The sequence below is a fragment of the Streptomyces sp. NPDC052016 genome, assembly GCF_044548445.1.
Taxonomy (GTDB): domain Bacteria; phylum Actinomycetota; class Actinomycetes; order Streptomycetales; family Streptomycetaceae; genus Streptomyces.
On record NZ_JBIUBX010000058.1, the window covers coordinates 1 to 10802 of the forward strand.

Sequence of the window (10802 nt, forward strand, 5' to 3'; positions counted from 1 at the left end):
CGCTTGCCGGAATTGGTGGCCCTTGGCCGTGCAGCGCTACGCGACGGGCTGCGCCGCACCGCCACGACCCACTCCCCGCCGCGGGCGACTGCGGGAGCGTTTCGGCTGCGCGCCGGCGCCGCGATCCGCTCCCCTTCGCGGGCGGGTGCGGGCGCGTTCGGGGCTTGGCGCCGGCGTCATGGCCCACACCCCGCCGCTGGCGGCTGCGGGAGTGTTCGGGCTGGGCGCCGGCGCCACGATCCGCTCGTTCCGGAGGGTGGGTGCGGGCGCGTTCGGGGCTTGGCGCCGGCGTTATGGCCCACACCCCGCCGCTGGCGGCTGCGGAAGTGTTCGGGGCTGCGCGTCGGCGTCACGATCCGCTCCCCGCTGCGGGCGGGTATGGGGCGTTCGGGCGTGCGGCAGCGTCGTGGCTTGGTTCGGGTGGAGGGTGGGTGGGGAGCGCTGGGGGTGCCCGATCGTGGTCGACTTCGGGCTTTAGCATTGCGGGACGCACGACAGAGGGGGGCCCGCTCATGTCCGACGATGCGCTGACGCCGGAAGTGCCGGAGAACGCGGCCGGAGAGGCTGAACGCAATCCCTGGGCTGCGCCCGGGTCGGTACCGGAGGGGGTCGAGGGGCCGCAGTACGCGGGCGGTGAGCCTCGGGACGCGGAAACCAAGGTCTCGTTGGGCAAGGGGGAGGCGGGCGGTGAGCGGGAGCGGGCTGCGCTGCCCGTCCACGAGCAGCAGACGGTCACCTCGTTGCCGGGAGTGGATTCGGTCGCGGGGGACGGTGGCCCGCAGGGGTGGGCCGGCCCGGGCGTGAGTGGGGCTCTGGCGTCCTTCCCGCCGCCGCATCCCGCCACCATGGCGCAGAACGGGGCCGTTCCGCCGCCGCCGATCGCGCCGGACGGGCCGGGGCAGGTGCCGTACGGCTATCCGGCGGGATACGCGGGACCGGTCGGGTACGGCGGCGGTGCGCCGGGGTACTACGGCTGGTCCGGCGCGCGGCCCATGGAGAACGGGATGGGCATCACCGCGATGGTGCTCGGGATCCTGGCGGCCGCCGGGTTCTGCATGTGGCCGGCGGCCATCGTCATGGGCGTCCTCGCCGTCATCTTCGGTTGCATCGGGCGCGCGAAGGCCAAGCGCGGCGAGGCCTCGAACCCCGGTCAGGCGGTGGCCGGCATCATCTGCGGTGTGGCGGGTGTCCTCCTCGCGACGGGGCTGGTGGTGCTGGTGATCGTGGCTCCCTGAGCCGGGTCTCACCCGCTCCGCAACCGCTCCCGGGCCTCCATCAGCGCGAAGCCCAGCAGGTTCGGTCCTCTCCACCGCTGCGGATCCGACGCCGCCTCGTCGTCCGCCGCGAGTCCGATGCCCCACACCCGGTCCACGGGGCTCGCCTCCACCAGGACCCGCTCGCCCGTGTTCAGCAGGAACCGCAGCAGGTCGGGGTGGGCGGAGAACTTGTGCACGCTGCCCTCGACCACGATCTGGAACCGCTCCCGCTCCCAGGTCGCCTCGTCGAAGCCGCGCACCAGGCGTCCGGCCTTCTTCGCCTGCGAGGGGTGCCCGGCGGCCAGCGCCCTCGTCTCGGCCTCCCGGTCGCCGAAGAGCCGCGCCTTGCCGGCCATCATCCAGTGCTCGGCCGTCGCGTAGGTGACGCCGTCCACCGTGAAGGGGGACGGCCACCACTGGCTCAGACAGCCGGCGCCGACCCGGCCGTCCGGGCGCGGCCGGTGTCCCCAGAAGTGCAGGTACTTGATGCGCGCCCCCGCCCGGACCTCCCTGACCAGGGCGTCCCAGGAATCGATCTTCTCCATGCACGCCACTGTGGCACGCGCCACTGACAGTGCGTCCCCCGTTTTACGGGTCGACTCGACACCTGGTCGACAGATTCCGTCGCGTAACCAAAAGGCAACAACGGAATCCCTTGTTGAGGTGCCACAGCTCTGTCAGGATCGGCACTCAAATCAAGCTGGAGCTACGCCACCCGGCCCCGTTGACGGCGGGGTGAAGGCGGAGGAGAGCGACATGCAGAATCCGGGCACCGCCACCCCGGAACGATCCGGCCGGTTTCCCGCACGGGAACGCTTCGCGGACGGCGCTCAGTACATCGCGGGACGCCTCGGGAAGGGCACGTCCGGGCGGACCCACGCCGTGGTCGATCCGTCCCGCGGCGAGGAGGTGTACACGTACGAACTGGCCTCCACCGACGATGTCGACGAGGCGGTCGCCGCTGCCCGCGCCGCCTTTCCGGGGTGGGCGGGCGCCACTCCCGGCGAGCGTTCCGACGCCCTGCACCGCTTCGCCGCCGTGCTCGCCGAGCGTGCCGAGGACTTCGCCCGTGCCGAGTCCCTGCAGTGCGGCAAGCCCCTGAAGCTCACCCGGGAGTTCGACGTTCCCGGCACCATCGACAACACCGCGTTCTTCGCCGGTGCCGCCCGGCATCTGGCGGGGCAGTCGGCGGGGGAGTACTCCGGGGACCACACGTCGTACGTCCGTCGTGAGCCCATCGGTGTCGTCGGCTCGATCGCGCCGTGGAACTATCCGCTGCAGATGGCCGCCTGGAAGATCCTCCCGGCGATCGCCGCGGGCAACACGGTCGTGCTCAAGCCGGCCGAGCTCACCCCGCTGACCTCGCTGCTGTTCGCGCAGGCCGCCACGGACGCCGGGATTCCGGACGGGGTCGTCAACATCGTCACCGGGACCGGGAGGGAGGCCGGTGAGCACCTCGTCGGCCATCCCGACGTGGCCATGACGTCCTTCACGGGATCCACCGCCGTGGGCAGGCGGGTCGCCGAGATCGCCACCGGCACGGTCAAGCGTCTGCACCTGGAACTCGGCGGCAAGGCCCCGTTCGTCGTCTTCGACGACGCGGATCTGGAGGCCGCCGCCAACGGCGCCGTCGCCGGCGCCCTCATCAACACCGGCCAGGACTGCACGGCCGCCACGCGCGCTTACGTGCAGCGGCCGCTCTACGAGGCGTTCGTCGAGCGGACCGCGGCCCTCATGGAGACCGTCCGGCTCGGGGACCCCTTCGCCCCGGGCACCGACCTCGGCCCGCTGATCTCGCACGTCCAGCGCGACCGGGTCGCCGGCTTCGTCGACCGGGCGCGTGCCTACGCGCGCGTGGTGACCGGCGGCGAGGCCCCCCGGGGGGAGCTGGAGAGCGGCGCGTACTATCTCCCCACCCTGATCGCGGACGCGGCGCAGGACAGCGAGGTCGTCCAGTCCGAGATCTTCGGTCCGGTCCTGGTCGTCCTGCCCTTCGACAGCGACGACGAGGGCATCCGGCTGGCCAACGACACGCCGTACGGCCTGGCCGCCTCCGCCTGGAGCCGGGACGTCTTCCGGGCGAACCGGGCGACGCGCGAGATCAGGGCCGGATGCGTGTGGATCAACGACCACATCCCGATCATCAGCGAGATGCCCCACGGCGGCTACAAGGCCTCCGGGTTCGGCAAGGACATGTCGGCGTATTCGTTCGAGGAGTACACGCAGCTCAAGCACGTTATGTTCGATAACACCGCGGTTGTCCGGAAGCCCTGGCACCGCACCATCTTCGGGGACTGTTAAGCGACGACCGGCCGCCGACCACGGCCAGACCTCCCGAAAGGGCACCACGCGCATGGAGCAGTACGAGCCCGACCCCCTGACCCCGGCCCAGGTGGCCGCCATGCGGCGCAGCCTCCGCAACGGCAGGGCGGCCATGACCCGCCGGTCGCTGCTGCGCGCCTCGGCGGGCGGCGCCCTGACACTGGGCGGCCTCGGGGCGCTCAGCGCCTGCGGGATCCCCGCGGCCGGCAAGACCGAGGGCGGCACGTCCGCCGAGGATCACTCGGCGAAGGAGAAGACCGTCAGCTTCTCCAACTGGACCGAGTACATGGACGTCGACGACGCGGGGAAGCACCACCCGACCCTGGAGGCGTTCACCCAACGGACCGGTATCAAGGTCAAGTACACCGAGGACATCAACGACAACAACGAGTTCTTCGGCAAGATCAAGCCGCAGCTCGCCGCGGGCCAGGACACCGGCCGCGACATCGTCGTCCTCACCGACTGGCTGGCGGCCCGCCTCATCCGCCTGGGGTGGGTCCAGAAACTGGATCCGTCCAACCTGCCGCACGCCTACGCCAACCTGTCGAGCCAGTTCCGCAGCCCCGACTGGGACCCGGGACGGGCGTACTCGTATCCCTGGCAGGGCATCTCGACCGTCATCGCCTACAACAAGAAGGCACTCGACGGCGTCGAGGTGAAGTCGGTCTCCGACCTGCTCGACAACCCCAAGCTCAAGGGGCGCGTCGGCTTCCTCACCGAGATGCGCGACAGCATCGGCATGACGCTGCTCGACATGGGCAAGGACCCGGCGAAGTTCACCGACGACGACTACGACGCGGCGATCGCCCGCCTCCAGAAGGCCGTGGACAGCGGCCAGATCCGCCGGTTCACCGGCAACGACTACACGTCCGACATCACCAGCGGCGACTTCGCCGCCTGCATCGCGTGGGCCGGTGACGTCGTCCAGCTCAAGGCGGACAGCCCCGACGTCGACTTCGTCATCCCCGACAGCGGCTACATGACGTCCAGCGACAACATGCTGATCCCCAACAAGGCGCGGCACAAGACGAACGCCGAGCGGCTCATCGACTACTACTACGAGCCGCAGCCGGCCGCCGAGCTCGCCGCCTACATCAACTACGTCTGTCCTGTCGACGGCGTACAGGCGGAGCTTGCGAAGATCGACGAGGATGCGGCGAACAACCCGCTGATCATCCCCGACAAGGCCATGCAGGCGAAGTCCCATGCCTTCCGCTCCCTGAGCACGAAGGAAGAGACGGCCTACGAAGAGAAGTTCGCGAAGCTCACTGGGGCGTGACGACGATGAAGACGACAGACAGCAGCGGCGACGTCCGCCTCTCCGGCATCAGCAAGACCTACGGCTCCTTCACCGCCGTCCACCCGCTCGACCTGACCGTCCCGCAGGGCTCCTTCTTCGCCCTGCTCGGCGCCTCGGGCTGCGGCAAGACCACCACCCTGCGCATGATCGCCGGCCTGGAGGAACCTTCCTCCGGCACCGTCCACCTCGGCGACCAGGACGTCACGGCCCTCCCGCCGTACAAGCGGCCGGTGAACACGGTCTTCCAGTCCTACGCCCTCTTCCCGCACCTGGACATCTTCGAGAACGTCGCCTTCGGGCTGCGCCGGCGCGGCATCAAGTCCGTGAAGAAGCAGGTCGAGGAGATGCTGGAGCTGGTCCAGCTGGGCGAACAGGCCCGCAAGAAGCCGCACCAGCTCTCCGGCGGCCAGCAGCAGCGCGTCGCGGTCGCCCGCGCCCTGATCAACCACCCCAAGGTGCTCCTCCTCGACGAGCCCCTCGGCGCCCTCGACCTCAAGCTGCGCCGCCAGATGCAGCTGGAACTCAAGCGCATCCAGACCGAGGTCGGCATCACCTTCATCCACGTCACGCACGACCAGGAGGAGGCCATGACCATGGCCGACACGGTCGCCGTGATGAACGCGGGCCGCGTCGAGCAGCTCGGCTCGCCCGCCGACCTGTACGAGAACCCCAGGACGACCTTCGTCGCCAACTTCCTCGGCACCTCCAACCTCATCGAGGCCGAGGTCGACTCCAAGAACGGCGACGACATCGTCCTCGAGGCGGGCGACGGCAAGCTGCTGCTGCCGGAGGCCCGCTGCGCCGCGCCGGTCAGGACCGGCGGCAAGGTGCTGGTCGGCGTCCGCCCCGAGAAGATCTCCCTCACCCACGCCGACGACGCGGGCGACATCCCGGTGGGCCGCAACCGCATCACGGGCAGGATCGCCGCGACCTCCTTCATCGGCGTCTCCACCCAGTACGTCATCGACAGCGCCGCCTGCCCCGAGTTCGAGGTCTACGTCCAGAACGTCGACCGCGACGCCCGCCTGGTCCCCGGTGCCGACGTCGTCCTGCACTGGAGCCCCGCCCACACCTTCGGACTGGACGCGGCCCAGGACATCGACGCCGGTCTCGAGGAAGAGGCGACGGTCTGATGTCCACGCTCACCGAGGCGCCACCGCCTCTCTCGCCGACGGCCCCCGAGAAGAAGCCACCGCGCAGGCGCGGCCGCTGGACGCCGTACTGGCTCCTCCTGCCCGGACTGCTCTGGCTGGTCGTCTTCTTCGCGCTGCCGATGATCTACCAGGCCTCCACGTCCGTGCAGACGGGCTCCCTCGAAGAGGGCTACGAGGTCACCTGGCACTTCGCGACCTACTGGGACGCGCTGAGCGAGTACTGGCCGCAGTTCCTCCGCTCGATCCTCTACGCGGGCTCGGCGACCGTCCTGTGCCTGATCCTGGGCTATCCGCTCGCGTACCTGATCGCCTTCCGGGCGGGACGGTGGCGGAACCTGATCATGATCCTGGTGATCGCGCCGTTCTTCACCAGCTTCCTGATCCGCACGCTCGCCTGGAAGACGATCCTCGCGGACGGCGGGCCGGTGGTCGGCGCGCTCAACGCCCTGCACGTCCTGGACGTCACCAGCTGGCTCGGCTGGACCTCCGGCGACCGTCTCCTCGCCACCCCGCTCGCGGTGGTGTGCGGTCTGACGTACAACTTCCTGCCGTTCATGATCCTGCCGCTCTACACCTCGCTGGAGCGCATCGACGGGCGGCTGCACGAGGCGGCCGGGGACCTGTACGCCAAGCCGGTCACGACGTTCCGGAAGGTCACCTTCCCGCTGTCGATGCCGGGCGTGGTCTCGGGCACGCTGCTGACCTTCATCCCCGCGGCCGGCGACTACGTCAACGCCGAGCTCCTCGGCTCGACCGACACCCGCATGATCGGAAACGTCATCCAGACGCAGTTCCTGCGGATCCTGGACTATCCGACGGCGGCCGCCCTCTCCTTCATCCTCATGGCCGCGATCCTCTTCATGGTCACCTTCTACATCCGCAGGTCCGGGACGGAGGATCTGGTCTAAATGCCCTTCGTCAACTGGCTCAAGAGGAATCTCGTCGTCATCGCGGGACTCCTGACGCTCGCCTATCTCCTGCTGCCGAACGTCATCGTCACGGTGTTCTCCTTCAACAAGCCGAAGGGACGGTTCAACTACGAGTGGCAGCGGTTCTCCACCGACGCCTGGAAGGACCCCTGCGGCGTCGCCGGGATGTGCGGCTCGCTGTCGATCAGCCTCCAGATCGCGCTCTGGGCGACGCTCGGCGCCACCGTCCTGGGCGCCATGATCGCCTTCGCGCTCGTCCGCTACCGCTTCCGCGCGCGGGGGGCCGTGAACTCGCTGATCTTCCTGCCGATGGCGATGCCCGAGGTCGTCATGGCGGCCTCGCTGCTCACCCTGTTCCTCAACATGGGCGCCCAGCTCGGCTTCTGGACGATCCTGATCGCCCACATCATGTTCTGCCTCAGCTTCGTCGTGACGGCCGTCAAGGCGCGCGTCATGTCGATGGACCCGAGGCTGGAGCAGGCGGCCCAGGACCTGTACGCCGGACCGTTCCAGACGTTCCTCCGGGTCACGCTGCCCATCGCGGCACCGGGAATCGCCGCGGGCGCGCTGCTCGCCTTCGCGCTCTCCTTCGACGACTTCATCATCACCAACTTCAACGCCGGCTCGACCGTCACCTTCCCCATGTTCGTCTGGGGTTCGGCGCAGCGCGGAACGCCCGTGCAGATCAACGTCATCGGTACGGCCATGTTCCTCGTCGCCGTCCTGCTCGTGCTGGTCTCGATGGTCATCGGCAACCGCCGCAACAAGCAGAAGGCATGAGCCTTCCGGAGAACCCTTCGTAGGGAGTTGAAATCATGGCCCCGAGCGCCATGAGCCGTGGCACAGAAACCGACTGGACGAAGTCCCTTTCCGAAGCCCAGCCGGTCCCGTACTGGCTGGAAGACCCCGGCAAGCCCCGCCCCGAGCCCGCGCTCACCGGCGTCGAGACCTGCGACCTGCTCGTCGTCGGCGGCGGATACAGCGGACTGTGGACCGCGCTCAACGCCAAGGAGCGCGATCCGCAGCGGGACGTCGTCCTGCTGGAAGGCCGCGAGGTGGGCTGGGCCGCCTCCGGCCGCAACGGCGGCTTCTGCGCCGCCTCCCTCACCCACGGTCTGCCCAACGGGCTCGCCCGTTGGCCCGACGAGATCCACACGCTGCAGGAGCTGGGCGCGCGCAACCTCGACGAGATCGAGGCGGCGATCGCCCGGCACGGCATCGACTGCGACTTCGAGCGCACGGGCGAGATCGACGTCGCGACGGAGACGTACCAGGCGTGGGAACTGCGCGACTGGTACGAGGAGATCGAACGCAAGGGTCTCGCCGACGGCATCGAGTTCCTCGACACGGACGCGGTCCGCGAACAGGTCGCCTCGCCCACCTTCGAGGCGGGGCTGTACGACCGCCGGGGCGTGGCCATGCTCCACCCGGCGAAACTGGCGTGGGGCCTGAAAAGGGCGTGCATGCGGCTCGGGGTGCGCGTCCACGAGCACACACCCGCGCTGACGCTGAAGCCGTACGGCGCCGGCATGGCCGTACGCATCCCGTACGGCCAGGTCCGCGCCCGGCAGGTCGCGCTCGGCACGAACGTCTTCCCGAACCTGGTCAAGCGGGTCCGCCCTTACACGGTCCCGGTCTACGACTACGCCCTGATGACCGAACCCCTCACCCCCGGGCAACTGGAGTCGATCGGCTGGAAGAACCGCCAGGGCCTCGGCGACTCGGCGAATCAGTTCCACTACTTCCGCCTGTCCGCCGACAACCGCGTCCTCTGGGGCGGCTACGACGCGATCTACCCCTACGGCGGCCGCGTCCGCGCCGAGTACGACGACCGCCCGGAGACCTACGCCAAGCTCGCCGGCCACTTCTTCACCTGCTTCCCCCAACTGGAGGGCGTCCGCTTCACCCACGCGTGGGGCGGCGCCATCGACACCTGCTCCCGCTTCTCGGCCTTCTTCGGCACGGCACACCAGGGAAAGGTGGCGTACGCGGCCGGCTACACCGGCCTCGGCGTGGGCGCAACCCGCTTCGGCGCCGACGTGATGCTCGACCTGCTGGCCGGGGAGCGCACCGAGCGCACCGCACTGGAGATGGTCCGCAAGAAGCCGCTGCCCTTCCCGCCCGAGCCCTTCGCCTGGACGGGCATCGCCCTCACCAAGTGGTCGCTGGCACGGGCGGACGCGCACGGCGGGCGGCGCAACCTGTGGCTGCGGACGATGGACCGGCTGGGGCTGGGCTTCGACAGCTGACCGCTTCTGATGGAGTGTGACCTGGTTCACCCCGACGGGTGAACGAAACCCGCGTAATGCCGGCCGGAGACCTCCCTCTCCTCCGTGACGCGAACGCGTCCGCAACAGAAAGGGAGGTCTCCTCATGGCTGGGGAGAAGACGGCAGCCGAATGGCTGGCATCGGTCGCACCGAACCCCGAGGCCTGCCGCTGGGAGTGGGAGCACCATCCCCACGGGGTCGCCCTGCTGCCCGCCGGCAAGGCCTGGGACGTACTCATCCTGCCGGGCGCCCTCGGCTACCCCACGCTGGACGTCCTCACCCGCATCCTGGACCGACCCGGCCCCGTGCTCGTCGACTTCGGCGACAACCGCATGGGCTTCCTGGTACCGCCGGGCACGGCCGCCCGCTGGATCGGCACCGGCATCCGCACGGCCGGGGCCGGCACCTGGATCGTCGTCCCCCACCCCGGCCGCTCCACCGGCACCGTCCGCTGGCTCATCCCCCCGGACGGCTCCGGCACCCTCACCGACCCGTCCCTCCTGGAACTGGCCATGCACGAGGCAGCAGCGGGCCCCCCGAACAACCACCCACCCACCCCACCGAACAACTGACGCACCCACACTCCCTCCCCGTCACGCGTGCTCCCGCACCCACCCGACCCCCGAAGCGCGCCCTGGCACCACCGGCGAGCGACCCCGAACGACCCGCACCCGCCCGGCGGCGGGAGCGGGTACTGCCACCGGCACGCGGCCCCGAACATCCCGCACCCGCCCGGCGGCGGGAGCGGGCCTCGGCACCACCGGCGAGCGACCCCGAACGACCCGCGCCCGGTCGGCGGCGGAAGCGGGTCCTGGCGCAAGGGGCGGCCTCGAACGTCCCGCACCCGCCCGGCGGCGGAAGCGGGTCCTGGCGCAGGGGGGCGGACCCGAACGTCCCGCACTCGCCGGCGCCCGGAGCGGGTCCTGGCACCGGGGGGCGGCCCCGGACATCCCGCGCCCGCTCGGCGGCGGAAGCGGGTCCTGGCGCCGGGGGCAGCCCCGAACGACCCGCACCCACCCGGCTCCCGGAGCGGTCCCTGCACCGGGGGCGGACCCGAACGACCCGCATCCGCCCGGCGGCGGGAGCGGGTCCTGACACCGGGGGGCGGCCCCGAACATCCCGCACCCGCCCGGCGGCGGCAGCGGGTTTTGGCACCGGGGCAGCCCCGAACGACCCGCCCCACTCCCGGCGCCCGGAGCGGGTCCTGGCACCGGGGGCGGAGCATCCCGCACCCGCCCGCGGCGGGGAGTGGGTCGTGGCGGTGCGGCGCAGCCCGTCGCGCAGCGCCGCACGGCCAAGGGCAGCCAATTCCGGCAAGCGGCCGTACGCCCGGTCGGCGACGGCTCGCCGCACCGCCACGACCCGCCCCACTCCCGGCGCCCGGAGCGGGTCCTGGCACCGGGGGCGGAGCATCCCGCAGCCGCCCGGCGGCGGGAGCGGATCACGACGCCGGCGCGCAGCCCGGACGCTCCCGTAGCCGCCCGCGGCGGGGAGTGGGTCGTGGCGGTGCGGCGCAGCCCGTCGCGCAGCGCCGCACGGCCAAGGGCAGCCAATTCCGGCAAGCGGCCGTAC

At 70.8% G+C, this 10802-nt stretch carries 9 protein-coding genes; 8 read left to right on the forward strand and 1 reads right to left on the reverse strand.

All coding sequences use genetic code 11. The features are described from left to right. The first annotated feature begins 512 nt into the window (after window positions 1–512). Window positions 513–1235 carry a DUF4190 domain-containing protein gene (locus tag ACIHAR_RS39415; RefSeq protein ID WP_365472910.1) on the forward strand — a complete coding sequence of 241 codons (723 nt, stop codon included), beginning with the start codon at window positions 513–515 and terminating at the stop codon, window positions 1233–1235. A gap of 8 nt (window positions 1236–1243) precedes the next feature. Here the strand turns inward: ACIHAR_RS39415 and ACIHAR_RS39420 are convergent, their stop codons facing one another. Continuing rightward, window positions 1244–1801, reverse strand: coding sequence for an NADAR family protein (locus ACIHAR_RS39420; RefSeq protein ID WP_384662660.1), 558 nt, complete (start codon window positions 1799–1801; stop codon window positions 1244–1246). 211 nt (window positions 1802–2012) lie between these two features. Between ACIHAR_RS39420 and ACIHAR_RS39425 the strand changes: the two genes are divergently transcribed. The 7 genes from ACIHAR_RS39425 (at window position 2013) to ACIHAR_RS39455 (ending at window position 9802) form a co-directional block, all read left to right on the forward strand. Continuing rightward, window positions 2013–3557 carry a gamma-aminobutyraldehyde dehydrogenase gene (locus tag ACIHAR_RS39425; RefSeq protein WP_365472904.1) on the forward strand — a complete coding sequence of 515 codons (1545 nt, stop codon included), beginning with the start codon at window positions 2013–2015 and terminating at the stop codon, window positions 3555–3557. Window positions 3558–3609: 52 nt separating this feature from the next. Then, window positions 3610–4857, forward strand: a complete 1248-nt coding sequence (locus ACIHAR_RS39430; RefSeq protein WP_365472901.1) for a spermidine/putrescine ABC transporter substrate-binding protein — start codon at window positions 3610–3612, stop codon at window positions 4855–4857. Between the two features lie 5 nt (window positions 4858–4862). Next, window positions 4863–6011 carry an ABC transporter ATP-binding protein gene (locus tag ACIHAR_RS39435; RefSeq protein ID WP_365472898.1) on the forward strand — a complete coding sequence of 383 codons (1149 nt, stop codon included), beginning with the start codon at window positions 4863–4865 and terminating at the stop codon, window positions 6009–6011. Then, window positions 6011–6940 (forward strand): ABC transporter permease, encoded by a 930-nt coding sequence (locus ACIHAR_RS39440; protein ID WP_365472895.1) that lies wholly within the window; start codon window positions 6011–6013, stop codon window positions 6938–6940. The genes ACIHAR_RS39435 and ACIHAR_RS39440 overlap by 1 nt, the downstream gene beginning before the upstream one ends. Then, window positions 6941–7741 (forward strand): ABC transporter permease, encoded by an 801-nt coding sequence (locus ACIHAR_RS39445; protein ID WP_365472892.1) that lies wholly within the window; start codon window positions 6941–6943, stop codon window positions 7739–7741. 35 nt (window positions 7742–7776) lie between these two features. After that, window positions 7777–9210 carry an NAD(P)/FAD-dependent oxidoreductase gene (locus ACIHAR_RS39450; protein WP_400024077.1) on the forward strand — a complete coding sequence of 478 codons (1434 nt, stop codon included), beginning with the start codon at window positions 7777–7779 and terminating at the stop codon, window positions 9208–9210. Window positions 9211–9334: 124 nt separating this feature from the next. After that, entirely contained in the window at window positions 9335–9802 is a 468-nt protein-coding gene (locus tag ACIHAR_RS39455; protein WP_388762533.1) for a hypothetical protein, read from the forward strand. Window positions 9803–10802 lie beyond the last annotated feature (1000 nt).